The organism is Spirochaetota bacterium (assembly GCA_026414805.1).
Lineage (GTDB): Bacteria > Spirochaetota > UBA4802 > UBA4802 > UB4802 > UBA4802.
This window is the reverse complement of record JAOAIH010000045.1, coordinates 1-25,359: the sequence shown is the minus strand read 5'-3', so window position 1 is coordinate 25,359 and position 25,359 is coordinate 1. Positions and strand designations below refer to the sequence as shown.

The 25,359-nt window shown below is 37.8% G+C and carries 22 protein-coding genes; 10 read left to right on the top strand and 12 right to left on the bottom strand.

What is annotated here, in order from left to right:
* The 3 genes from N3F66_10025 to N3F66_10015 all read right to left on the bottom strand — a co-directional run.
* A partial coding sequence (locus N3F66_10025) for a PAS domain S-box protein (protein ID MCX8124487.1) occupies positions 1-1,305 on the bottom strand: 1,305 nt, incomplete at its 3' end.
* A 68-nt stretch (positions 1,306-1,373) separates the two neighbouring features.
* A complete protein-coding gene (locus N3F66_10020; GenBank protein ID MCX8124486.1) occupies positions 1,374-3,479 on the bottom strand; it encodes a hypothetical protein in 2,106 nt (701 codons plus the stop codon).
* Between the two features lie 3 nt (positions 3,480-3,482).
* Positions 3,483-4,214 carry a hypothetical protein gene (locus N3F66_10015; protein MCX8124485.1) on the bottom strand — a complete coding sequence of 244 codons (732 nt, stop codon included), beginning with the start codon at positions 4,212-4,214 and terminating at the stop codon, positions 3,483-3,485.
* A 385-nt stretch (positions 4,215-4,599) separates the two neighbouring features.
* Here N3F66_10015 and N3F66_10010 point away from each other — a divergent pair, with 385 nt between their 5' ends.
* Positions 4,600-5,589, top strand: a complete 990-nt coding sequence (locus tag N3F66_10010; protein ID MCX8124484.1) for a hypothetical protein — start codon at positions 4,600-4,602, stop codon at positions 5,587-5,589.
* A 50-nt stretch (positions 5,590-5,639) separates the two neighbouring features.
* Here the strand turns inward: N3F66_10010 and N3F66_10005 are convergent, their stop codons facing one another.
* A complete protein-coding gene (locus tag N3F66_10005; GenBank protein MCX8124483.1) occupies positions 5,640-7,034 on the bottom strand; it encodes a CoA-binding protein in 1,395 nt (464 codons plus the stop codon).
* 15 nt (positions 7,035-7,049) lie between these two features.
* The gene (locus N3F66_10000) at positions 7,050-7,751 is read right to left on the bottom strand and encodes a hypothetical protein (protein MCX8124482.1); all 702 of its coding nucleotides are present in this window, start codon (positions 7,749-7,751) and stop codon (positions 7,050-7,052) included.
* A gap of 190 nt (positions 7,752-7,941) precedes the next feature.
* Here N3F66_10000 and N3F66_09995 point away from each other — a divergent pair, with 190 nt between their 5' ends.
* The 8 genes from N3F66_09995 (at position 7,942) to N3F66_09960 (ending at position 17,499) form a co-directional block, all read left to right on the top strand.
* Positions 7,942-8,778, top strand: a complete 837-nt coding sequence (locus N3F66_09995) for a DNA methyltransferase (protein ID MCX8124481.1) — start codon at positions 7,942-7,944, stop codon at positions 8,776-8,778.
* 1 nt (position 8,779) lies between these two features.
* A complete protein-coding gene (locus N3F66_09990) occupies positions 8,780-9,652 on the top strand; it encodes a type II restriction endonuclease (protein MCX8124480.1) in 873 nt (290 codons plus the stop codon).
* 205 nt (positions 9,653-9,857) lie between these two features.
* Positions 9,858-11,756, top strand: coding sequence for a GNAT family N-acetyltransferase (locus N3F66_09985; protein MCX8124479.1), 1,899 nt, complete (start codon positions 9,858-9,860; stop codon positions 11,754-11,756).
* Positions 11,753-13,870, top strand: coding sequence for an acetate--CoA ligase family protein (locus N3F66_09980; protein ID MCX8124478.1), 2,118 nt, complete (start codon positions 11,753-11,755; stop codon positions 13,868-13,870). Before N3F66_09985 ends, N3F66_09980 begins: the two co-directional genes overlap by 4 nt.
* A 13-nt stretch (positions 13,871-13,883) precedes the next feature.
* Positions 13,884-14,915 (top strand): AAA family ATPase, encoded by a 1,032-nt coding sequence (locus N3F66_09975; GenBank protein MCX8124477.1) that lies wholly within the window; start codon positions 13,884-13,886, stop codon positions 14,913-14,915.
* A 232-nt stretch (positions 14,916-15,147) separates the two neighbouring features.
* Positions 15,148-15,516: a hypothetical protein gene (locus N3F66_09970; protein ID MCX8124476.1), complete on the top strand. Its 369-nt coding sequence runs from the start codon at positions 15,148-15,150 to the stop codon at positions 15,514-15,516.
* 82 nt (positions 15,517-15,598) lie between these two features.
* Positions 15,599-16,321 carry an enoyl-CoA hydratase/isomerase family protein gene (locus tag N3F66_09965; protein MCX8124475.1) on the top strand — a complete coding sequence of 241 codons (723 nt, stop codon included), beginning with the start codon at positions 15,599-15,601 and terminating at the stop codon, positions 16,319-16,321.
* Positions 16,322-16,578: 257 nt separating this feature from the next.
* Positions 16,579-17,499 (top strand): alpha/beta hydrolase, encoded by a 921-nt coding sequence (locus N3F66_09960; protein ID MCX8124474.1) that lies wholly within the window; start codon positions 16,579-16,581, stop codon positions 17,497-17,499.
* Positions 17,500-17,507: 8 nt separating this feature from the next.
* Here N3F66_09960 and N3F66_09955 read toward each other — a convergent pair whose 3' ends face one another.
* The 4 genes from N3F66_09955 to N3F66_09940 form a co-directional block, all read right to left on the bottom strand.
* A complete protein-coding gene (locus tag N3F66_09955; GenBank protein ID MCX8124473.1) occupies positions 17,508-19,973 on the bottom strand; it encodes a methyl-accepting chemotaxis protein in 2,466 nt (821 codons plus the stop codon).
* Between the two features lie 69 nt (positions 19,974-20,042).
* Positions 20,043-21,473 carry an SH3 domain-containing protein gene (locus N3F66_09950; protein MCX8124472.1) on the bottom strand — a complete coding sequence of 477 codons (1,431 nt, stop codon included), beginning with the start codon at positions 21,471-21,473 and terminating at the stop codon, positions 20,043-20,045.
* Positions 21,474-21,480: 7 nt separating this feature from the next.
* Positions 21,481-22,692 (bottom strand): cofactor-independent phosphoglycerate mutase, encoded by a 1,212-nt coding sequence (locus tag N3F66_09945; GenBank protein ID MCX8124471.1) that lies wholly within the window; start codon positions 22,690-22,692, stop codon positions 21,481-21,483.
* Entirely contained in the window at positions 22,685-23,446 is a 762-nt protein-coding gene (locus N3F66_09940; GenBank protein ID MCX8124470.1) for an SAM-dependent chlorinase/fluorinase, read from the bottom strand. Before N3F66_09940 ends, N3F66_09945 begins: the two co-directional genes overlap by 8 nt.
* 313 nt (positions 23,447-23,759) lie before the next feature.
* On the opposite strand from N3F66_09940, the gene N3F66_09935 reads away from it, so the two are divergent.
* Positions 23,760-24,143 (top strand): HEPN domain-containing protein, encoded by a 384-nt coding sequence (locus N3F66_09935; GenBank protein ID MCX8124469.1) that lies wholly within the window; start codon positions 23,760-23,762, stop codon positions 24,141-24,143.
* Positions 24,144-24,146: 3 nt separating this feature from the next.
* On the opposite strand, the gene N3F66_09930 is transcribed toward N3F66_09935, so the two are convergent.
* From N3F66_09930 to N3F66_09920, 3 genes are read right to left on the bottom strand one after another with little or no spacing between them, the layout of a single operon-like run.
* The gene (locus N3F66_09930; GenBank protein ID MCX8124468.1) at positions 24,147-24,557 is read right to left on the bottom strand and encodes a molybdenum cofactor biosynthesis protein MoaE; all 411 of its coding nucleotides are present in this window, start codon (positions 24,555-24,557) and stop codon (positions 24,147-24,149) included.
* A gap of 7 nt (positions 24,558-24,564) precedes the next feature.
* A complete protein-coding gene (locus tag N3F66_09925) occupies positions 24,565-24,810 on the bottom strand; it encodes a MoaD/ThiS family protein (protein ID MCX8124467.1) in 246 nt (81 codons plus the stop codon).
* Positions 24,811-24,817: 7 nt separating this feature from the next.
* On the bottom strand, positions 24,818-25,108 hold the full coding sequence (locus N3F66_09920) for a hypothetical protein (protein MCX8124466.1): 291 nt from the start codon (positions 25,106-25,108) through the stop codon (positions 24,818-24,820).
* Between the last annotated feature and the right edge of the window lie 251 nt (positions 25,109-25,359).

Below are 25,359 nucleotides of genomic sequence, written 5' to 3'. Positions count from 1 at the left end.
AGTTTGTTGCAAGGATTGTTCATAATACATCTCTTTTTTTCCAAAATAAATAGTTGAAAGGTTAATGTTTCCTATAATGCTTGTTAGCATATTATTAAAATCATGCGCAATGCCAGCTGTTAAAGTTGCTATCGCTTCCATCTTATGCAATTGATGAATATGCTGATTTAACTGTTCGCTTTGTTTTTCATACTGCACTATATGAGTAATATCCCTGCATGTTACAAGAATTACATTGCTATCAACAAGGTGTATTAACGAAAGTGAAATATCTGTCCAGAAATATTGCCCATTTTTTCTTTGATGTACCCATCTGAAGCTCTTTTTCTTTTTGGTTATTGCTTCTTTAATGTAGCCGTTTGCAAGTATCCGCGAATCAACCCCATCAGGCTGTGTTGGTGGAGAAATATCTGCAGGATGCAATCCTACAAGTTCTTCTTTTGAATAACCAAACATCTCTTCACAGGCTTTATTACAATCTACGATACCATGCTCATCAATTATCATCAATCCATCTGTAAACTCTTCAAATACTGCCTTGAACCGCTTTTCACTTTCTTCCAGAGCTTTCTGTAATTGCCGTTGGTGCGTAATATCATGCACTACTGCCATAATCTGCTTTTGACCGGATATAGTAACCATAGTAAGATGCACTTTGAGCCACATTAGTTCGCCAGTCTTTTTATAGGCACTCCATTCAAAAGTATGTACACCATTTACAACTGCCTGCTCCAGATGTTTCATTGCATTTACAAGGGTAAATTCAGTAGCATGCGGATATGCTATTGATGGGTTTTCGGTCATCAATTCATCTCTTGTATAGCCAAATAATTCTGTAGCCGCCACATTGACATCAAGCACTGCCCCTGTATGTACATCATGCAGAAAAATAGCATACGGTACTGTTTCATATATATCATGGTAATGAGTAAGCGCATAAGGATACTGTCGTACACTTTCAAGATTATTCTTCTGGTCAGCATAATCAGTACCAAGCAAAATTGCCTCAACATCTTTTGCAAGCTCATGCGCCTGTAGCATGGTATAGTGGGAATTATCCTTTCTATATATAACCGGTAACACCGGCACATCACTCCAGCGCACAATGTTTAGATACAATAAAAAATCATCCTCACTATGCATACCCACATCAAATAGTACAATATCAGCACTACTATTTGCAATAGTAGTGCTACTGCAATCCTTTCTTTCTATCAGAGTCAGCGCAAACCCCTTCTTTGAGAAAACATCAAACAATTGATCACGCAAATTTTTATTCAACAATAACACACTTAACTTAGCCATGCTTACCTCATTTACTATCGCTCATAATCACCACCTTCAATATACCGTAATAGCCAGATAAAAACTAATTAAAAAACCTTAAATTTTGCTTTCACATCAAGGCTCACTAACAGCTGGGTATACTTATATGGTATGTGTGTATCAAGTGGATTGTAGTAAAACCAACGGTGGCGTATTGAAAGCGCCAGCCATGTATTAAGCTTAATGCTAAGAGTGTTTCGTATCTCAGTGCGGATTTGGTAGTTGCTGTTACTCCCTTCTGGTACTGTTATAAAATTATCCAAATTAAATGTGTACAAAAAATAATCCAGAAACGGTATCTGTATCTGAAAAATAGACTCAGCACCATACAGCATCTCCTTTTGTGGATCCTGTGTCTGCTTTTCAAAACCAAAACCAAGCCTTCCACTTAAATAGCTGTACACAAACGATGCCCCAACGGTTTCGCGGAATAACACCGGGCGCAACCCGTCATCTTTTTTTACCACCACAGTATCAACCTGTGATTTATGATAGGGATTTATGTACGGGTTTAATATATAGGTGTAAAATAGTGTTCCACGCAGTAAATTCTGCAAATATAGTTCATCCTGGCGCATATAATATATATATGGAGTTATAGTTAATCTATGATACTGGTTGTACAGTGTAAAATCTGCACTGTCTTCAATACCCCATTTTTTATATGTTTTTGACGGCATGCCAGGAGGCCGTGAAGCAGCATTTTCAGTTTTCACAACAGAGTTATCATAAATATTTGATAGATTTATATCAACAGTAAACCGCACACGGTTGTCAAGATATGCAAAGTCTTTGTTGGCTATGCACTTGTGTCCCTTAATATCTTTTGTTATCACTGCTGACAAGGGTGTCCAGGTGTTGGAGGCTGTTATCTCTTTTTTAAGTATGGCAACTATACTGTCATAAGCAGACTGCGTTGAAACAATCCTATACATCCTCTCAGGATGAACCGCAATACCCTGAATTTTCCCTGCTGAAAGCCCTGAAAATATGAGTGTGGGCGCATTGCTTATTGCCTGTATTTGTGCGCCGTTTAACCTATAGGTAAAAATGGTATAATCATTCTGGATGATTCGCTGTACATCAATGCTGCTTACTGTTCCTGCAAGCTTTGTTGCAAAAACATCTTGCACGTCAACAATAGCAATCTCAGCATTGTAGTAATGACGCAGCAGGTGGGCGATAGTTACTGAGGATACATCGGTTGCCGGGAAGTTTTCTGAAAGTGGTGCACTACCAACTTCAGCATACCGCTCCTTCCATAGATTAATTCGTTCAATAAGATCATAGTAAGAGCTATCGCTTACCTTTTTATCTGCATCAGAAAAAATTACTTTTTCGCATATAAGTGTTTCTTTCAGTCCTAATCGTACAGAATAATACCCATTTGACCTTGAAAGTGTAATAATAGAACGTCCGTCTTCCAGGTCAACGCGTGGTGCATACACATCATAGTACAAACCTGCTGCATCTCCTCCTGCTAAAATGAGGCTCACATCGGGATATTCTTTCATAAGCATCATATTTTCCGCAGCAGTAAGGCCTGACAAAATAATTATATACTTGCAGTTGTTATCCTTGAGTGCAGCAATAGTGCTTTTCAGGTAATCACGGTACCCGACAAGCGATACACTCAACATTTGTTTCTCAGCAACATCAAAGATACCCTTTGATGAAGTGATACCGATGAATCCAATGTTTATATTATTTTTTTTATATATCCAGTATGGCTTGAATATGGGCTTATTATCCACTGTGATGTTGATTGAAAGAAGTTGTGTTGGCCTTGTCCTGGATGCAAGTTCAAGATTGCGCAATCCAACCGCAATATCCCGTGAACCAATGAGTGCGGCATCACACTGTACAAATTCAAAAAAATCAAGCATCACTGCGCCATAGCTGTATTTTGAAAGTACCCCTGGTGAAAATGCATTGCCTAAGTCAACATAGCAATCAATGTATTTTGTTGCTCTTTCTGCCATTATTCCACGAGCAACAGTCAAAAGTGGGTCAAAAGCATCATCTGTATCCAGTGAAAAATTACCTCGTAAATTGCTGGTTGCAAGAATCGTCATTGTATCGTATGCAAAAGCCCCATTGAGTAATGCCATTACAATACACAGGCAATATATAATATAGTAGCGTAGATGCATTGTTTATTTGCTTTCTTCTTTTTTTAATTCTTCTTTTTTTAATTCTTCTTTTTTGATTTCTGCTGACTGCAACTCAGCTTTTTTACTATCAGATTCAACAATTTTTTTCATTTCTTCAAGTTCCTTCTGCAATTTCTGAATTTGCACCTCCGCTTCGGCCAATTTGCTTTTTAACTGTTCCTTCTCAGAAGTCAACGCAGCCGCTTGCTTCTGCAAACCATCAATAGTTGCCTGGTACTCCATTTCTTTTTTTATATTCTGATTAATAATGTTTTCTTTTTCTTTGATAAAATCAACTTCCTGCTTGCGAATGACTTCATTTAAGCGAGCTATTTCAGCTGCCATGTTCTTTTCAAGTTCCTTGTTACGCTGATCCAGTTCTTGTATTCTGCTATCGCTTTGCTTAACAAATATATTATACTTTTGCTCTAAGGCAGTATACCGTTCATTAAGAAGAGCAATGTCGTTTTTGTACTTTGTTTGCAATGCATTTAAATCCGATTGTAATATATTATTTTTTGACTTAAGATCAGCATTCTCCCGCTTATATTTTGTATTTTCAGCTTTAAGGACATCATTTTCACGCATAAAAAGATTTAAATTCTGCGAGCATACCCTGTTTTCTGCTTTAAGCTGATCTACTAGTTTTGCATCTTGTGTACCAAGTGTGGCACACGAAGATAAAAAAAATATAAAGCCAAATAAGATAGGTGAAATCAACTTGATACCATTCATTCATAGCCCCCACACCATAGTAATCCTGTTACAGCATTTAGTTTAACTAGTTTATAAAAATGAGATATTCACAACAAAGTTGCTTATATCAGTATATCGTAACGGTATACGATTTCAGGATTCAACCTTTTTTTATTTGTGGGTGAAAAATTATGCCACGCTACTAATAATTATGTAATTATAATTTTTCCTACTTTTCTATGCTCTGACCCTCATTATCTCCATAAAAAAATACCGACTATAAGGTATTTATTACTTGACATTTTTACAGAGTATTATATAATGCACCAAATATTAGCATTATGAGTGAATAATCACTCGTTTTTCCAAAGCTCACATTGCCAATCATATAGTGCATAAATTTACGATATACTATGGGGGTTTTATGAAATTAGTAACAAAACTTTGTTTTGTGCTGGTTATGGTATTTGCCAGCACAACCGTTTTTGCAGCATGGGTATACGTACCCATGAGTATTAATGGACAGAAAGGAGATATTGTTCTTTCTACAAGCCCTGGATTTATCATGGATTTACTTGCAATATTAGGGTGTTACTGGAGTCACAGTGGCATGGTTGTTGATAATGGCTATAATATCCGCCACAACACCATGTATGTAAGCCAGGTTCCTGTTGAATACAACTACATCTGGTTTATTAAGACTACTCCCAAACGCCTTGATCCAACCAGATTAAGCAATGGTCTTCCTGGTATTCTTACCGAGAATATTGACACTGCGTACAACACCACTCTCAACTTCCATGCGGCAGGTGGAGCTATACTCAAACCCGCTGCTGCTAATGAAGCTCTTTATCGTCAATACCTCAATGCCGCTGCAGATGTTTTCAACTATCTCAAAGCATATTATCGTGTAAACGCATACGTCAATATGTATCAGCTTGATTACGCCAATTACTACATTACTGGACGTGGCAATCATTGCTCGGGTACATGCTGGTATGCTAACCATTTTGCAGGCAAGACCATGGCTGTAGCTACTATCCCACCTGCACTTGTTACGCAATGCGCTAACTCACTATACACCTCAGTAAAAAATATGGTACGCGATGAAGCAGGCGGATTTGGTGCATTTATCATTGACATAGAAGGGTTGTTTGGCACTGGAGCCGATGAAAAAATAGCCAACCAGATTGTGAACACCTTTGGTTGGGACAGGTCAACTGATACATCAGCATACTGGCGAAACTATATCAACCAGGTAACTGCTACTGCTAATGCACCAGATCATTTACTCTTATCATCATATACAAACCCATCAGGCCGCAATGTGGGTGTGCAGACAACATCAACCTCATACTATGGTCAGGTTGATCCACTTGTGATTAGCGGTGGGTATTATGTTGAAGTGCCTTAAATTTTTACTCCTTGTTAATAAAAAATCCCGGAGCAATCCGGGATTTTTTGTTACATCTTTCCACGTTTGCTGAAATGAAACCGTAATGCCTGTATAACCTGTATGCATCTGCCTATCTCACCAAATACCGGTATGCCAGAGCGCTCTGCATGGGTTTTATAATTTTCAACTATCTCCCTCTCACCTACAAGCCATACTATTACAGGTTTTTTATATGTGCGCATCATCTGACCAATATCTTTAAAAAATGCAGGGTCATAATAGCGGCTTGCAAAACATTCAACAAGAACTGCATCAACGTTGTTATCGTTCATCAACGCTTCTACAGTTGCTCTATACACAGTATCAAGGCCATTCTGTTCCACCGCAGGCCACAGATCAAGCGGGTGCGATGCTTGCATCCATGAAGGGTACAATTTCTGCACTGACTTAAGTGTGTCATCGGCTATTTGTGCCAGCGGTATACCATAATCAGCCATTAAATCAGTTGTCACAATAGCTGCACCACCAGAAAACGTCATAAGCGCAACACCATGTACAGGGCGATAGCTCTTAATAAAAGAAAATGCTTTTACAATATCAATTAGCTCATACAGATCTATTACTTGCACTACACCTGCCTGCTTAAACGCCCCTGCTTGTACCAGCGTATTTCCTGCCAGGCTTGCAGTGTGACTCATTGCAGCCTTTTTTCCATGCTCACTTCGCCCCGATTTTAAAACAACTATCGGTTTTTGTGTATTTTTAACAATCTGCAAAAATTTTTTTCCATCAACGATTGATTCTAAATAGCAACCAATTACTCCCGTTTGACTATCGCCACTTAAATAATCCAGAAGGTCAATTTCATTGACATCACACTTATTTCCAATGGAGCACACTTTGCTTATACCAATTGCATCACGCTCCAGAACCGACATTAAAAAGCCTGCTGATAGCATTCCACTTTGCACAATGAGCGCCACATCGCCAGGTTGCATCAATGTTTTCCATTTATCAGTATACATAAACGAAAACACATTACGGGAATGCCCATCTAAATATCCCATGCAGTTTGGCCCCCACAACCGTATACCAAGGCTGTTTGCCAGTGCCACCGCTTCTTCCTGTAACTTTTGCCCCTGACTGCCTACCTCCGCAAAGCCAGCGGATTCTATAATGATGGCTCTGACCCCTTTTTTTGCAGCTTCTTTAATAGTATCCAGAATAAACCGCGCGGGAATAAAATATATAAGAGCCTCAAATGATTCTGGTATTGACTGAATATCGGGATAACATTTGACTCCAAGTAACTCTGAGTATTTTGGATTAATTGGATACACTTTCCCTGTATATCCACCAAGGACATTTCGCAATATATGGAAACCACCTGTCCGTTGATTTTCACTGGCACCAAGTACCGCTACCCCATCAGGATGAAAAAAATAGTCTAACTCATGCTTCATAATATCCTCCGCCAATTATCGTTGCAAACGCATGATATACTGTGTGGCTTTTGTATAATCACCCATCTGTGTATACAGTGAGGCAATTGCCTTGATATATTCCTGGTTGGATGGCTCCCTGTTTAAAGCTTTATGGTACCACACCAGAGCATTTTTGTAATCCTTCATATAGTGATAGTTTGCACCAATTAAGTAGTCAGATTCATGTATTCCTAAATTGTACGCTTGTCTACAAGTCGCTAAAGACTTGTTGTAATTACCCATGTTAAAAAGCGCTTTTCCATAGTAATACTGCAATAAAGGAGTACGCGCCCCTTTTTTACCTACTACCATAATAACTTCTTTATATGAACTGTTTGCATCAAGTGTTGTCACAATCTTTTCTAAGTGTGGTATATCATTGGGTATATCATCCAGAGCAATGAGCATAAATGCTCCTTTTACATCACCCTGTGATAAAAGATATAATCCAGTGTATTTTTTAATTACTTTATTTGCAGGGTACAGTATAGAACCATGCTCACAATACTTTTGTACTGCAGCATAATCTTTATTTTTATATGCTTGTTCAATTTTTTTTACAAATGATGTTTGGTTTTCTTTTAAAATTTTTTGATAGTATATGGTAAGATAGCACCTGTATACTTCAGGAGCATAGAAATATGAAAAAGCAATTGCACCACACCCTACAAGAAAAATGATTAATTTAAATTTCATATTTTAATTACCAGTCATTAACTTTGCGAATTCTTTGAAATATGTGCAATTCGTCAAGAAAAAAAGAATGATATACTGATTTCAGTACAACACATCGCCAAAAAATAACATATTTTATATAGACTTGACAAATTTATTAATGTACAATAGAAATGTGAAGTTTTATTAATAATAATATTCTGGAGATACAATGGAAATCAAAGCATATTTTGCCTATAAGGATCAAGTGAAGCTATATTTAGGTGATGCTATTGAAATAATGAAAAAAATCCCCGATGAAACAATAGATATGATATTTGCGGACCCCCCATATAATTTATCAAATGATGGATTTACATGTCATGCAGGAAAACGTGTTAGTGTTAATAAAGGAGAGTGGGACAAAAGCAAAGGTATAGAAGAAGACTATAAATTCCATTTTAACTGGATAAATGAATGTAAAAGAATACTTAAAAAAACAGGTACATTATGGATTTCAGGTACATACCATTCTATATATGCATGTGGGTATGCTTTACTTTCGCAAAAATGGCATATAATTAATGACATTTGCTGGTTCAAACCTAATGCATCCCCAAATCTATCTTGCAGAATGTTTACTGCAAGTCACGAAACTTTAATATGGGCAAAAAAAGATAAAAAAGCAAAACATACCTTTAACTACGATATTGTTAAAGAAGGGAAATGGGATGATGTATTAAAGAACCCAGGGAAACAAATGAGAAGTGTATGGGCCATAACAACACCAAAAAATTTTGAAAAAAGACATGGTAAGCACCCAACTCAAAAGCCTGAGGCTTTATTAGAAAGAATTATTTTATCAACTTCTGATGAAAATGATTTGATATTAGATCCGTTTTGTGGAAGCGCAACAACTGGCGTTTTAGCAATTAGGCATAGAAGAAAATTTATTGGTATAGAAAATGAAAAAAAATACCTTGATAAAATTGCTATCCCACGTTTAAAAGATGAAATTGAAAATATCAGCAGTAATCTATTAAATATAAAATACCGAGTAGCTAAATGAAATGGTAAACGATAGTTTATTCAATATTTTTATAAATACATTAAAACAAACTTTAAAAACATGGGATTATTATGTAAATTGGAATAGAATTTTAAAAAATATCGAACCAATAGAAAAAGAATTGAATCTCTTAAATAGCTTGATTGGCAAAGTTGATATACAAGAAAAATTTATAGAATTAGTACAGCAATATCCAAATGTTTTAAAAGCCATACCAATATTACTGGCTATTCGAGAAAACAGGATTGAAGTTCTAATAGATTCACGAAATTTTATATATGAAAGATATAATTTTTATAAAACAGAACTTACAAATAAAGATATCGAACATTTATCACATTTTGTAGTCAATTCAGGATTAGGTGAAATGTTAACAGAAAGAAAAATAAAAAGCTTAGTGGATTACGCACTTGGTATTGAAGTAGGGATGGATACCAATGCCAGGAAAAATAGAGGTGGGACAATAATGGAGAACATTGTTGAAATGCATATTACAGATTTATGTAATACAATGGGCTATGATTATATAAAACAAGGTACAAAACATAAAATTAAGAATAAATGGGGTATTGACATAGAAATTGAAGAATCTGAAAGAAGTATAGATTTTATAATTAGAGGAAAAAACAATAAATTATATTTTATAGAAGTAAACTTTTATGGGGGAGGTGGATCTAAACTAAAAGCTACTGCTGGTGAATACAGAAAAATGGCAGAATACTGGAAAAAACAGGGGTTTGAATTTATATGGATAACTGATGGCAAAGGCTGGAAAACCACTATTAAACCCTTAAAAGAGTATTATGATGATGGGAATTATCTGCTAAACATAACCATGCTTGCTAACGGATATTTGAAGGATATTATTGATTAAAAGAAATTTAATGCCAAACTCTTCTAAATTTCTCCCTTGACATATCAAAAAATCATAGATACAATTTATATATAAATATTAAAATTTGGTTATCAAAGTTTTATCATTTGGGTTACTATAAAAATTTGAATTGACAAAATTAGTAGCTAAAATATTTTATATACAATCTGCTATATTTTATACATAGCAGATTGAAAGGGGGGTTATGGAGCAGAATACTGCAAAACTGGAAGATTTCAGGAGGGTTTACCCTGAAAAGTTTCTTCCGGAGGAGAAGATTTTCAGCCACATTAACAGGGGTGATAGAATCTTCATTGGTACAGCCTGTAGTGAGCCCCAGTATTTAGTCAATGCACTAGTTGAATATGTAAAATCGTACCCCAAAGCATTTTTTGACACTGAAGTTATACATGTATGGACACTAGGTGTGGCACCCTATGCTGATGAAAAATTTAAACAAAACTTTCGCCACAACTCATTTTTTATTGGAACCAATACCCGGGATGCCATCAACCAGGGAATAGCTGATTACACTCCTATTTTTCTTTCGCATGTCCCAAATCTGTTACGGAAAGGAATAATTGAAATTGATGTTGCTTTAGTACAGACATCATATCCCGATGATCATGGTTTTTTAAGTTTGGGAGTGAGCGTTGATATTGTAAAGGCAGCTGTGGAAAGTGCACGGCTTGTAGTGGTGCAGGTGAATAAATACATGCCGCGTGTTCACGGTGATGCATTTATTCATATCAAGGATGTGGACTTTATTGTACCGCATGATGAGCCAATACTTGAATTTACCACTAAAGTATCAGATGAAATTTCAAACCGCATTGGTAAATACGTATCACGCATTATTCAGGATGGCGATACCATACAGGTTGGCTATGGCAGAATGCCCAATGCTATCCTCAAACACCTTATCACCAAAAAGAATTTAGGTGTGCATACTGAACTGCTTACCGATGGTATTGTAGAGCTCATGAAAGCCGGGGTTATCACCAATTCCGAAAAAACATTAGACAGAGGCAAAACAATTGCCTCTTTTTGTATGGGGACACAGGCAACTTATGAATATATTCATGATAACCCTTCAATTGAATTCAAAACTATTGACTACACCAACAATCCGCTCATCATTGCGCAGCAACGCAGGATGACTGCAATAAATGCTGCTCTGCAAATAGATTTAACAGGTCAGGCTACAGCTGAATCGCTGGGTAAAACATTTTTCAGCGGTATAGGCGGTCAGGCCGATTTTATGCGAGGTGCCGTACTTGCCCCCGGTGGCAAAACTATCCTTACACTGCGTTCAACCACAGAAAATGAACAGGAATCACGTATTGTGCCATTTATACCTGAAGGTGCTGGCATAACGCTTAACCGTGGTGATGTTCATTATGTGGTAACTGAGTATGGGATAGCCTATATCCATGGCAAAAACATACGGGAACGAGCTATGGATTTGATTGCGATAGCTCATCCCAAATTCAGGCCATGGCTCATAGAAGAAGCCAAGAAAAACGGACTCATCTACCGCGATCAGGCGTTTATCCCGGGCAAAAAAGGCGAGTATCCGGAACACCTTGAAACATACCGTACTACTAAGACAGGTATTAAGCTTAAACTTAGACCTGTCAAGATCAGCGATGAAGAACTTTTAAAGGACTTTTTCTATTCACTATCCGACCAGAGCCTCTACAGGCGCTTTATATCAACACGAAAAGACATGCCACATGAACGGTTGCAGGAAATGGTGGTTATTGATTACACCAAAGAAATGGTAATTTTAGCTGTTATTGAACAGAATGAAAAGGAAGTTGTGGTCGGCGTTGGTCAGTACGGTATCCAGGAGTTTCAGCATTGGGCAGAGGTGGCATTTGCTGTGCGTGATGATTATCAATATAAAGGCATTGGTCAGGTATTGTTATCGTATCTGACTCAGATTGCAAAAAGAAATGGTTTGCTGGGATTCACAGCAGAGGTGCTTGTGGAAAACAAGCCCATGCTGCATCTATTTGAAAAAATGGGGTTTAATATAGAAAAGAGGAGTAGCGCAGGAGTATATGAATTGAAGATGGAATTTAGGGGAGATGAACAATGAAAGCAAAAAAGGCAGACATAGTTTCTTTATTTCAGCCCAAAAGTGTTGCGATAGTTGGCGCTTCTTCACAACCGGGCAAAATTGGGTTCAGTATCACCCGAAACATTATTCAGGGTGGTTTTAAAGGAAAAATTTATCCCATCAACCCAAAAGGCGGTGCAATTTTAGGTGTTGATTGCTACCCATCAATTTCTGATGTAAAGGACGAAATTGACGTAGCAACAATCTGCGTTCCTGCAAAATTGGCATTTGATGCAGTTAAGGAATGTGCCGATAAGGGCGTAAAACATGTCCAGATTATAACTTCCGGTTTTTCCGAAGTTGGAGAAGTTGAACTAGAACGTAAAATTGTTGAATATGCCAATTCCAAAGGAACACGAGTACTTGGTCCTAACATCTTTGGCGTATACTCTGCTTCCGGTCATTACAATTCAACATTCTCAGCTACTGATATTTTGCGTGGTAATGTTGCCATTCTTACCCAGAGTGGTGCATTAGGAATAGCAATGATAGGGAAAACTGCTGTAGAAAATATGGGATTATCTGCAATCGTATCCCTGGGCAATAAGGCAGATATTGATGAAGCAGATTGCTTAGAGTTTGTAATGCGCGACCAGGAAACAAAAGTAATTTTAATGTATATTGAAGGCGTAAAAGACGGTGAGCGTTTTATTGAAGCTGTCCGTGAAGCAACAAAATTAAAACCAATCGTAGTATTGAAATCAGGCCGTTCAAAGCGTGGTGCAATGGCTGCAGCAAGCCATACTGGATCGTTGGCTGGCTCAGATGAAATCTTTGATGCAATTGCGCGCCAAACCGGCCTACTGCGCGCAGAAAGCTTGCAGGAAGCATTCAACTGGTGTAAATTCCTGGCATATTCACCACGCCCAAAAGGAAAAAATACCGTTATTGTTACAAATGGTGGCGGTATTGGTGTTATGGCAACTGACGCATGTGAAAAATACGGTGTTGAGCTTTATGATGACCAGCTTGTATTAAAAGAGGTTTTTGGCCCTGCAACACCTGATTTTGGTTCAACCAAAAACCCGATAGACATTACTGGTGGTGCAAAAGCCGCAGACTATGACCTGGCACTCAGCGCACCAACACGCTGTGACGATATGCATGCAACACTGGCATTGTACTGCGAAACTGCAACATTTGATGCTGAAAACTTAGCTCCAATGATACGAGATACGTATGGCAAGCATTTAGCTAGCGGAAAGCCTGTTGCATATGCGATAGTTGGTGGTAAAGTAGTTGAAGATGCAATTGTTCAGCTTCGCAAAATGAATGTACCAGTATTCCCTGATGTATACGAAGCGGTTTCCTGTATGGGAGCTCTGTATAAATATACCAATATGTTATCTGAACGCGATGACCGCGTTGATGATGCCCAGATAGACATAGCTACTATCAACAAAATTATCGATGGTGCACTTGCCGATGGTAGAACGTTTTTACTAGCTAATGAAGGACAGGCAGTAATGAAAGCTTCTGGTGTTATGATACCAGGCTCAGGCATTGGCAAATCAATAGACGAGTGTGTACGGTTGGCTGAACAGATAGGCTATCCAGTTGTTATGAAGGTTGTTTCCCGTGACATTCTCCACAAGTCTGATGCTGGTGGTGTAGCATTAGATATACTAAATAAACAGGAAGTAATGGATGCGTACGAAGCCATCATGAAGAATTGTCGCGCATATAAAGAAGATGCGGTTATAGATGGCATTGAAGTATGCGAAATGGTGCAGAAAGGTGTTGAGCTTATTATTGGCGCCCGCCGAGATCCACAGTTAGGGCCAATCGTAATGTGTGGCCTTGGTGGCATTTATGTTGAAGTAATGAAAGATGTTGCATTCAGAGCTGCAACACTAAACAAGAAAGAAGCACGTTCAATGCTTTCTGAAATACGTTCATATCCATTACTGCTAGGCGTTCGCGGTGAAGAGCAGAAGGATATTGATATTGTTGTTGACACCATTATTAAAGTTGCAACAATCATAAGGAAGATACCGCGAATCACAGATATCGAGATTAATCCTGTTGTTGTCTATGAGCAGGGCAAAGGCCTTAAAGCAGTAGACGTCAGGATAATAATTTCTAAATCGTAAGCGAGGTGTAATTATGAATAAAATAGTTTTTGCGTGTACACGAAGAAGCGCCGGGAAAACAACAATTTTCACTGGTCTTGCAAAAGTAATGGGTAAAGAAGTTGCCTACATGAAGCCCTTTGGCGATAGATTGATATACCGGAAAAAACGATTATGGGATTATGATGCTGCTCTTTTGACTAATCTTTTTGGTCTTGAAGAAAACCCAGAAGATATGACGATAGGGTTTGAACATGCCAAACTGCGCTATGTATATGACGAAGCCAGGATTAAAGAAAAGCTGCAAGAAGTAGCAAAATCAATTGCCAAAAACCGCGAAGTACTCTTCATTGAAGGAGGAAAGGATCTTGCATACGGTGTTTCAGTTTATCTTGACCCTATCACTGTTGCAAAATCACTTGATGCAAAGCTGGTTTTGATAGTAGGTGGTAATGATGATGTCATTATTGATGACATTACGCTGTTCAGGAAATATGTTGATACCAGCAACATTAATTTCCTTGGTGTAATCATTAACAAGATTCACGACCTTGATGACTTTAAAAGCACGTACGCTGAAAAAATTGAAAAGATGGGAGTTCCTATCTTGGGAATGATACCCTACGCAGCTGACCTTACCTACTTCTCCATGGATTATCTATCAGAAGCTCTATTTGCCAAAGTAATAGCAGGTGAGGCGGGATTAAATAAGGTTGTAAAGAATGTATTCTTAGGTGCAATGTCAGTCAATGAAGCGCTCCGAAATCCTCTGTTCAATAAAGAGGGCAAGCTTTTAATCACCAGCGGCGATAGAAGCGATATCATTATCTCAGCACTTGAAACTAATACTGTTGGTATAATCTTAACCAACAACATACTACCACCTTCAAATATCATTTCAAAAGCTGCTGAAAAAAATATCCCACTACTTTTGGTATCAAGCAATGCATATCAAGTAGCAGCCCAGATTGACAAGATGGAAGCGCTTTTAACCAAGGATAACAAAGAAAAAATTGCATTAGCAGAGAAGCTGGTAAAAGAACATGTAAACGTTTCAGCACTGTAAACAATTTATAACTAAACAATCAATTACTAAAAAGGGGCGCATGCCCCTTTTTATTTTCACCATGAATAAAGACATTCTACCAACAAAAAGAACACATATAACAACATGCACTGATATTAGTAAATCCAATTCTTTTTCTTGGTAGTTAACAAAACAACCTTGACAGCCCATAACGTTGTTATGCTATAGTACTTACAAGCAGCGCGTTACAATTATAGCAACGTTATTAGGTATGGCAACACCATATATGTTACAAAATATGTACGATAGCTCTGTATATGTATGCCAGGAACGTATCTGGCATCAAGTAATTGATACAGCATTTCAACGGGGCTTCAAACCAATTGGGACAATGCTTGATTATTACTATGAATTAGATGTAATATGGGACGATACAATGAATTTTATGGAAAAGATATTCACATCTATAATAACCCATGCCCGATGCCTCAATTGGAATAAATACAATTTCAAAGACAAGGAAAATCAGATAGTATGCGATGAAGATGCTGCAGAACTTGTGTATGTGTTACAGGATATTCTGCCACAAGATTTAAAAGACTTTTTGGCTAAAGGCTCTTTTAGAATTTGCAGCCAATAACGTGGGAATGTGAATTGTGCCTCTTACAAAGAGGGATACACATTATATGTATTTGCACATACCATCATAAAGGGGGTAATATATGGCCATTGTAGAATGGAAGAAGGACGAAAATATTGCAATTTTAACAATGAACACTACTGAAAACCGACACAATGTGATGTTTGCACAGGCTATGCTCCAGGCTCTTGATGAAATTGAAGCGGACAAAGAAATTAATGGTATTGTACTTACCTCAAGTGATGCAAAAAATTTCAGCCTGGGTGTTGATATTGAATGGCTTATGCCACGTATGGCAGAAAAGGATTTCAAGGCAATTAAAGATTTCATGTATGGCATGAATAATGTATTTAAACGATTGTTGCTTATTCCTATGCCGGTAGTTGCCGCTATCAATGGACATGCATTTGGCAATGGTGCAATTTTATCCTGTGCATGCGACTTCAGATTTATGCGATCCGACAGAGGTTTTTTCTGTTTCCCTGAAGTAGATTTGGGAATACCATTTCTGCCAGGTATGATTGCATTTGTAAAAAAAGCTATCCCATACTACAAATTTAACGAAATGAAATTAACTGGGAGACGTGTTGGAGCACCAGAACTTGCCGAACACCATGTAATAGAAAAAGCCTGCGCAAACGTTGAAGAACTCATGAAAGAATCCATAGCATTTGCCAAATCCTTTAAGAAAAAACGGGGAATCTTTGGCGAGCATAAGAAAAGACTTCATAAGCATATCATTGAAGTCATAGACAAAGAAGACCCTGAATTCATTGAATCATTATTTTTATTCATCCAAGAATAAGTATGATACTACAATGCCCGGGAAACCGGGCTTTTTTATCCACACTGCCATGTAAAATTTTGGGGTCAGAGCATTAAAACCGTAATCCTGGCTCATTGAAAGACGTGTGTAAAAGTCTTTTTTATACAAATCTGACAGCGCCTTTAACAAATCCTGGTCATTTTTTTATTGACATATTAATGTCCATTCATTAATAATTTCTTGATTTTCAGTAACTATCGCACATATAAAATATAAAAACAACCGGGAGGTTAGTAATGTCACTAGATCCATCCGCAAAAAAAGTCCTGGATTTACTAAAAAACATTGAATTGAGCAACCTTACTGTTGAACAAGCGCGGAACCTGATGAATATGGGAATTGAGAGGCAAATTAGAGAGGACGTCCGGTCAACTGAGGATTTTTCAATACAATACAATGGCATTGAAATTCCATGCCGATTGTATGAACCCTTCACGCCAACTGATGCATTAATAGTATATTACCACGGTGGGGGTTTTATGTTTGGCTCTATTGAGCTTTTTGACCATATATGCAGGAAGGCTGCAAATTCATCTGGGTGCAAGGTTGTATCGGTAGAATACCGTCTGGCACCGGAACACAAATTCCCTGCTGCTGTTGATGATGCATACTACACATATATCTGGATAAACAACAATGCTAAAAAATTTGGTGTTAATGTTGCCAAAGTTGCTCTGGCGGGCGACAGCGCCGGGGCTAATCTTGCTACGGTGACCTGCTTGCGTTGTAAAGATACAAATGTGGCATTGCCTGCTTTGCAGGTGCTGTTTTATCCTGTTGTTGCACCTGATGTGTGCTCATCTTCAGTGAGACAATTTGGTGATGGATTTTTCTTAACAAAAGCTTCAATGAAGTGGTTTACACAATTATACCTTTCTTCAGCACAGGATCTTATTAATCCATACATGTTCCCTATTTTTCATCAACATCCAGAAGGATTGCCCGAAGCTATTATCATCACCGCGGAACATGACCCGCTTCGCGATCAGGGCGAGATGTATAATCTTTTCCTGAGAGAAGCTGGAGTGCAGTCAACCTGCATCCAGGCAAAGGGAATGATACATGGTTTTTTGAATTTCAGTTATCTAATGCCACCTGCTGTAACTATAGCAGATATGGTTTTTAGCATTGTTGGTAAAAAACTTAATGCAAAATGATTTATTAATTACACCTTAAAATATTCAAGCATTGCTTTTAACTGCTGTGCCATCGAAGCAAGGTTTTCAGCACTTGAACTCATCTCCTCGGCTGTTCCTGCTACATTTTGAGTGAGTGAATTAATAGTGTTGATTGATCGCACAATCTCATCTATTGCACTTTTCTGGTCTTCAACTGAATCAAGTATCTGCCGTGATAGGGATTCTGTGCTATCCCACACCTGTTTTGTTTGGTTGAATATCTCGCTCTGTTCCCGTATCTTCTGTCCCATAGTAGTTACATCCTGGCTCACCAATTCTATCCCTTTGATAATATTTGACATTGCAGTTACTGTATTTTGGGTGATAACTATCCCCTGTTGTATTTCTTTTTCATTGGTTTTAACAAGTACATCAATATCTTTAAGGCTCTGTGCAATCTGGTCAGCCAATTTACTTATTTCATCAGCAACTACTGCAAAGCCCCGGCCAGCCTCTCCTGCACGTGCTGCTTCAATGGCAGCATTAAGCGCAAGCAAGTTTACCTGATCAGCAATACCGCGAATGATCTGGGCAATATTTGATATACCACGTGAGCTTTCCACAATCTTGAGCATGCTTGCATTCATCTGCTGTAGTGACACCTGCCCCTGCTGTGCATCACTGCTTATGGATTCTGTTCTCTGTGACGATTCTTCCATGATGAGTAAGAACGAAAAAATTGATTGCGATAGCTCCTGCAAATGTTTGGAAAATTCACCCAAACTTTTTGATTCTTCTTTAGTTGAGATAACTATTGAATCAAGATTTGCAGATATTTCTTCAATTGTTGCAGTTATCTCTTCAGTTGATGCCGATTGACTTGATGCAACCTCGGATAATGTGCCTATACCTGCCGACATCTGCTCGGATGCTGTCGATAGCTCCTCTGAAGAATTCTTAATCTGGCTTATCACCGCACCTATCTTTGATGTTAATGTTTTAATTGATGTAGCAATTATACCAATTTCGTTTCCATAGATTACTTCAGGAGTTATGGCAATGTCACCTTCAGCTATTTTGTATATTGCATCCCGAATTATGGTAAAAGGTTGAAACGCAAACGACAATATGATTATGCTAGCAATAATACCAAGCACAATAACACCACACGCTAAAAATGCAACAAACAGTATGGTATTGCGTATAGCAAGCCCAATATCTTTTTCATACACAGTTTGTGCAACAGCAAAAGAAGGATTATTGTTTTCAATTACGTAAATAAATTTCCTTTCCCCTTCCCATATATATTTAACCACTTTTTTTGCTTGAAATGCTTTGCTCCCCCAGTCATATTTTTTTAAGTTCTCTTTTCCTATATATTCAGTTTTAGGATGAGCAAGAAACAATCCTTCCTTATTCGTAATTAATACATAACCACGATTCCCAATTTTATAATGTGCAAATCGTTTCTGGAATAGAGTATTAATATCAAATGCCACACAATATAACATTGCATTATTTTTAACTGCACTTACAGCAACCGATGTTTTAATTGCCGGGATATATACAAAATCACCTATAAAACTTTTCTTTTTTTGCACACCGTCAGCCATCCCCAACATATCCAATGATAGCATTGCTACCCTCCCGGTTAATGATCGGATAACAGTAGCATTCCTTTCAGCCTTAATCATGAACACATCAACTATCTCTTCTTTTCCCTTAAGGTACCCTAATGCATCAATTGTGCCATCACGAGCAGCAATTGATGCCATATCTATACCTGTTTGCAAGGCATTGTTCATTTCATTGACAACAGTTGCAGCATTAATCTGCATCTGCATAGAATACTCACTGATACGTGCTTTAAATTCAAACAAAAGCGTTGATGAAGCAACCAGCAGAATAGCAAGTAAAACCATTGAACTTATAGAAACCGTTAGAGCATTCTTCAATGAACCCCAGAAACTAATATTCTTCTGCTGTGCAAACCCCACCAGTTCTTTGATAAAATCATTTTCATTTATAAATTTGTTCACAACTATTTGCGGGACAATGATCATAGCAAAACCAACTGCAACCAGTATACAGGCACCAACAACAAAACACACCAGTATGGTTTCAATATCTATGTGGACAATCCACATCCCGGCAATAACGATAATAATGCTAGATAACCAGAATGCTATCCCAATAAAAGAGCGCATTACCGGCAACGAAAATAACCGTTCACGGATTAGTATCTTTATAGGTGCATCAACTTCCCTGCCCTCTTTTAGCGCTTCTGCCATAAGAATAAATGGCCTGAACATATATTTCTGTACCGGTGGGAACACTACCAGTGCAATAACGGCAACAATGCCAATAATAATAAAAATTGAATAAAGCTGATGAACAGGAATATCAGTACTTACTGCAATTGCAATAACAGCCAGGGGAATAATAATACAGTACTCAACAAGGGTGGTATAAAGATAAAACTTTTTTATAAAAGCACGAATAGATTCCTCCACGTAGCACCTCCTTTTTATATGTTCGATGCATCTCAATTACACCACCACAGATGAGTTTTTGTCAATGCATTATTTAACTCTGATGTATTCTATTTCTGCTTTTGCTCTACCGTGGCTTACAAGGATGTAAATGCCTGATGATTGTAACATATCATGTTTTTTTGCACTAATCTTACGCGCCACAAGCTCACCATCAATAAATAAAGAAAGTGTTTTTCCCTCGCTGCGCAGTTCATATTCATGCCATTGAGTAGTAACATACGGAATTTTGTATCCACACACATCAACTTCCTGGGGCAGGAGGGTTATAAGTGCAGCAAGACCACCATACCCAACAATCCCTGCCAGAATAATATCCCCTTCTATCAATCGACCCTTAACCTTACACACCATATTCTGAAAGCTGCCAGTTTTTTTATAGAGGCCACCCTTCTCCCTTGCATCAATTTTTACAATGTTTCTATCCTTAAGTTTAGTAAAACTTATTGCATCTTCAAATCCAGCAAACACATGTTGCCATCCTTTAGGTGTATGTGAATCAATCCATTCGTTAAACCTTTCATCAATAGTAAAGCTTTCTTCATTTTGGGCGACAGCTCCTGTTAGTGGCTCAATGCGTTCCAAAAACTTTCCAAACACCCACCCTCGGCTACCGCTCACAGAAACTACCCGGTACCAGTAATCACGCACATCGCCAATCTGAACAGAATCCATTGAACGCTCCAGTTGGATAACAAATTCACCTTTATTAAGCTTCCCTGTAATCTGACCGTGAGTACCGGCTGAATCCCTAAGATTGACATTTTCACCCTTACATCTGAATAACCGGTAATACTCGGCACTTGAACTATATTTGTTACAGAAACTCTGCAACATTTCAGTGAGCTTTTCAGAATACCCTTTTACTTCAATCTTTGGATTTGCCAGTGCTTTCAGCAAAATGTTTACCAGCGTTGAAAGATATGTTGTATGCGGATACCGTTTGTAAAACTCCATAACAGGATGAATTGTTGCCGGCTGCATATCCATAGAAAATTGCAGCATCTCTAAGTCTATTGCTTCAATAAAACGACTCCCAGGGTACAATGATACAAACTCATCGTATAGCTTGCCTTCTGTAAATATATAACATCGTGGATTAGTAATAAGTATCAGATCAAGCCCGGTTTTTTTGTTAATTGTATACAGTTTATTTTTAAGTTTTTCCTCAATTTTTTTATTTTTGGTTTTGTCTATTTCATTGCGCTCATCAGCGTAGTCCTCATTTAATTTATTAATAAATCCCAAAAGCGCCTTCACTCTGTAATAATACACACGCTCACCACTTTCATAGTCCGAAGTCTTTGCCAACGTTTCTAGTACTTTCAACGCTTTTGTGTAACTTCCATTATCAATATACGCAATTGCATCTTCTATTGTTTTTGGTGCCAGCACACGCCATACAATACCTGCAACTATCAACGCTATTATAACTATTGCAATTATGATTTTTTTTGACATACCCTCCTCACCATCTATATGCTTTTTTTACTATCATCCCTAACAACTCATGTGCCTTTTCAACTACAATGCCGGTTTTAGCCGCATCAACTTCATTGAACCCTTTACACTGCAAACGATAGCTCATATCAGGAGAATAAATGACAAACGGAACAGGATCGGCCGTATGTGTACGCAGGCTAAGCGGTGTTGGATGATCAGGCATCACAAGTACCGTGTAGTTACCATAACGGTTGAGCATATTGACCACTGGCCCAACAATTTTTGCATCAAAGTCCTCTATTGCTTTGAGTTTGTGTTCAAGGTTACCTTCATGCCCCGATTCATCAGGCGCTTCCACATGCAAGAATATAAAATTTGCATTCTTCATTCCATCAATAAGAGCCTGTGCTTTGCCGGCATAATTGGTATCAATATAGCCGGTTGCACCTTCAACATAAATTGGGGTAAGTCCTGCTGCTCGCCCAATTCCATGAATCAGGTCCACAGCAGAAATAGTATGGCCATGTAATCCGTACAGCTTTGACAGAGGCTGCATCTTTGGCCTGAATCCGCCTCCCCACAGCCAGATTGCAGTTGGATTGCCCCTGAGTGTGCGTTTTGCATCAGAAATTTTTTTACTATGAGCTATCGCCACACCCGCTTTTTGCATGATATCATTAAGCAAATCGCTGTTTTGACCTTTGGGTAAATACTCTTCAATTGCCTTGCCCTGTATATCGTGAGGTGGTGTAGTTGTTGGTAATTCTTTACTAAAATTGCGTACCACCATAATGTTGCGATAGGATACCCCTGCATAAAACTCAACACCATCAATCTTAATTGCTTGAGCTATCTCTTCTATTACAATCTTTGAAAACGCTGAATCTATATGTCCTGCAGCAAAGTCCTGCATAATATTATGTTCGATAGTAACCAAGTTACACCTGAATGCAACGTCATCAGGGCCAAGATCAATGCCCATATTAAGAGCTTCCAGCGGCGCTCTGCCGGTATAACAAGTTGCAGGGTCATAGCCAAACAGTGACAGATTAGCAACGTCACTTCCAGGAGGCATGTTTTTAGGAACTGTACGTGCTATCCCGCAAATTCCATTCTTTGCCAGATAATCCATATGGTGGGTTTTGGCATACTGTAATGGTGTTTTCCCTTCCAACTCTTTGACAGGAAAATCTGCCATCCCATCGCCAACCAAAATTGCAATCTTATGTTCACTCATAGTGTAACTCTACCATATCTCCTATTGTGACATTCAATTGCTTGCTGCAATTGTTTTGATTCATACACACTTCAACAAATCCGCTACTTCCCTGCAATATGCCAATCATATCAGGATCAAGTTGTGCATACGTTATGCAATGGTGCAACTGATAATGCTTAGCTTTGACAACAATTGTGTGCAATTGTAGAGAGTATGTGTCATTTGGCAATGACAAAATACAATTGCCAAATCTGTCAACATGTGCTACTTTTGTTGCAATAATACCTTTTTCTACTGTAAAAAACGGAAAAGGATGGACTACATAATTGCTGTATACACTGCAATTGACTGCTTTCAGCCCATGCATAGCAAGTTGTGCAGCCACTACCGCAAATATATCACGTCCATGAAAAGTGGTTGATACATTTGTAAACTCTTCAGTATTTATAACCCATACCTGTAATGCATTCTTTTTAAGACATCCCACTATTCCATTGTCAGGCATCAAAAAATAATATGTGCCGTCATACACTAACAAAATTTTTCTTTGTGTGCCAACGCCAGGATCAACCACTACCAAAAACACTGTGTTTTTAGGAAAATAAGTATATGATGTTGCAAGTATAAACTGAGCATGTTCAATTGAATATGGAACAACAGAATGGCATACATCCACTATTTTGCCTTTAAATCCCTGTGAATAGATAACACCCTTCACAACTCCTACATAAGGGTCATTGAGGCCAAAATCTGTAATTAGTGCTATACACATTGTTGCCTTCCTGTTTTCAATATAAAAATTCTTATTATATAGCAGATAATTTTACGTATAATGTATGTCATGTCAAGAAGTTGTATACAATGCTCCAACAATGTACTGAAACTTTTTACAATTATTTTCATTTAAAAAGTTAAGTAATTAGGTAATTTATAATAATGTAAAAATATGCACTATTATAGTAAACTGGGAAGATAAATTTTTTACGGAATAATTACTGTAAAAAAGACTTGAATTATTAGCATACTAATAGTATAGTTTTTAGTAGTGGGGAGCATTAAAACCTGTCATAATTTAGAATATACAAATGGAAAACACGTTAGAAAAAATACAATTCAGGATTACACAAAGCAGAGAAAAAATCAAGCTAGCATCTATTTTTCTTGAAAAGAAGAAATATTGTGATTCAATTCTGGCTTCTTACAGGGCCATTTTTTATGCTATTCGCGTTCTTTTAGTTGATAAAGATTTTGATTCAGATGACCCTGACAGAATTATAGAAATATTTGAAAAATATTTTGAAACTACTTTGTTTGGCAATACCAAAATAATTGAAATTGCAAAACGGTCAAAAGAGCTCAAAGATTATGCTACCAATTCAAATGGTCAAATACAGTACGAGCATGCTGAGGAAATATTACACAACGCAACAACTATCTTACATGAAGTTGAAAAATATTACTGTCATTAATCTCTAATCGCTTTTCCACTGAGCGCTGTCTTTATAAAATTCTTTTTTCCATATGGGGACTGATTTCTTTAATTCATCGATAATAAACTGGGATGCATTATACGCATTTTTACGGTGCATAGATGTAACAATAATCACAACGCTTGCCTGGCCTATATCAACACGGCCCAATCTGTGCACCACAATGCAATCATGAATATTAAATTTTTCCACAGCCTTTTGCATTATTGCCGTAAGCTCTTTTTTTGCCATGGACTCGTGCGCTTCATATTCTAGAAACAATACTTCCTTTTCATCGGCAACATTTCGTGGCCTGCCAATGAAACATACAACTGCACCATCAGCTGGGTTGGTGCACTGTGATAGTAACTCATCAATATTAATTGGCTCATACTGCAGAATACATTGCATCATATAAAAATCAACCTCCTCCCACCGGTGGGATAAGGTCAACTACATCATTTTCATGGATCACTGCATCCAGTGAGCAATATTCCTCATTTATAGCAACAAATAATGTTTTAGCTATACGCTTGAAGTCGTTATTTGTATTAGCCAGAGTACGTATAAGCTCAGCAACAGTTATATCGCTTTTTACATCAATTTGCTTTTTTCTGAAACCCAGCACTTCAGCTGCTTCTGCAAATGCTTGAACTACAATCTTCATTTTACCTTCATTTTTTCTTACTATTTCGCTTTTTCATAAAAAGATAATGCTTTACATACGGATGGAACATCTCAGGCACTGTATTTAGTTCTAGCTCTTCAGAATGATTAATAATCTGATTAACAAGATTTTTTGTTATATCTTCTTCGGCAGAATCTATTACAGTCCTGAAACGCTTAACAACTTCCTTATCAACTGCATCAACTGCTAGTTTGTTCATAGCTGTGCATAATTTCAAAAGATTTGTTTTTCTTTTGCCTTTGGCAAGTGGCTTCTTTGCATCTTTGTTCAATGGCATGAGACAATTACCTCCCAAAAATAATCGGCAATGTTAAAAGTATTTTATATTATGTAAACATTAATTTCAAAAAATTATACATAAAGTTTTTGTAATCGACGGGGGCTCTGACCCCTAAATCTCGCAATCCCTCCAACCACTCTGTGCTCTTTGCGTCTCTGTGTGATATAGTGTTTTTTTCACGCAGAGAGCGCTGAGAACGCGGAGATTAGGAAATAAGGCTCTGACCCCAAATTTTGCTATCCCTCCCA

Excerpts from the sequence above, each read along its gene's own strand:
- N3F66_10015 (MCX8124485.1), bottom strand. The coding sequence starts at position 4,214 with ATGAATGGTATCAAGTTGATTTCACCTATCTTATTTGGCTTTATATTT.
- N3F66_09995 (MCX8124481.1), top strand. The coding sequence starts at position 7,942 with ATGGAAATCAAAGCATATTTTGCCTATAAGGATCAAGTGAAGCTATAT.
- N3F66_09950 (MCX8124472.1), bottom strand. The coding sequence starts at position 21,473 with ATGTCAAAAAAAATCATAATTGCAATAGTTATAATAGCGTTGATAGTT.
- N3F66_09930 (MCX8124468.1), bottom strand. The coding sequence starts at position 24,557 with ATGATGCAATGTATTCTGCAGTATGAGCCAATTAATATTGATGAGTTA.
- N3F66_09975 (MCX8124477.1), top strand. The coding sequence starts at position 13,884 with ATGAATAAAATAGTTTTTGCGTGTACACGAAGAAGCGCCGGGAAAACA.
- N3F66_10010 (MCX8124484.1), top strand. The coding sequence starts at position 4,600 with ATGAAATTAGTAACAAAACTTTGTTTTGTGCTGGTTATGGTATTTGCC.
- N3F66_09965 (MCX8124475.1), top strand. The coding sequence starts at position 15,599 with ATGGCCATTGTAGAATGGAAGAAGGACGAAAATATTGCAATTTTAACA.
- N3F66_10000 (MCX8124482.1), bottom strand. The coding sequence starts at position 7,751 with ATGAAATTTAAATTAATCATTTTTCTTGTAGGGTGTGGTGCAATTGCT.
- N3F66_09960 (MCX8124474.1), top strand. The coding sequence starts at position 16,579 with ATGTCACTAGATCCATCCGCAAAAAAAGTCCTGGATTTACTAAAAAAC.
- N3F66_09980 (MCX8124478.1), top strand. The coding sequence starts at position 11,753 with ATGAAAGCAAAAAAGGCAGACATAGTTTCTTTATTTCAGCCCAAAAGT.
- N3F66_09970 (MCX8124476.1), top strand. The coding sequence starts at position 15,148 with ATGGCAACACCATATATGTTACAAAATATGTACGATAGCTCTGTATAT.
- N3F66_09985 (MCX8124479.1), top strand. The coding sequence starts at position 9,858 with ATGGAGCAGAATACTGCAAAACTGGAAGATTTCAGGAGGGTTTACCCT.
- N3F66_09920 (MCX8124466.1), bottom strand. The coding sequence starts at position 25,108 with ATGCCATTGAACAAAGATGCAAAGAAGCCACTTGCCAAAGGCAAAAGA.
- N3F66_09945 (MCX8124471.1), bottom strand. The coding sequence starts at position 22,692 with ATGAGTGAACATAAGATTGCAATTTTGGTTGGCGATGGGATGGCAGAT.
- N3F66_10005 (MCX8124483.1), bottom strand. The coding sequence starts at position 7,034 with ATGAAGCATGAGTTAGACTATTTTTTTCATCCTGATGGGGTAGCGGTA.
- N3F66_09925 (MCX8124467.1), bottom strand. The coding sequence starts at position 24,810 with ATGAAGATTGTAGTTCAAGCATTTGCAGAAGCAGCTGAAGTGCTGGGT.
- N3F66_09935 (MCX8124469.1), top strand. The coding sequence starts at position 23,760 with ATGGAAAACACGTTAGAAAAAATACAATTCAGGATTACACAAAGCAGA.
- N3F66_09940 (MCX8124470.1), bottom strand. The coding sequence starts at position 23,446 with ATGTGTATAGCACTAATTACAGATTTTGGCCTCAATGACCCTTATGTA.
- N3F66_09990 (MCX8124480.1), top strand. The coding sequence starts at position 8,780 with ATGGTAAACGATAGTTTATTCAATATTTTTATAAATACATTAAAACAA.
- N3F66_10020 (MCX8124486.1), bottom strand. The coding sequence starts at position 3,479 with ATGCATCTACGCTACTATATTATATATTGCCTGTGTATTGTAATGGCA.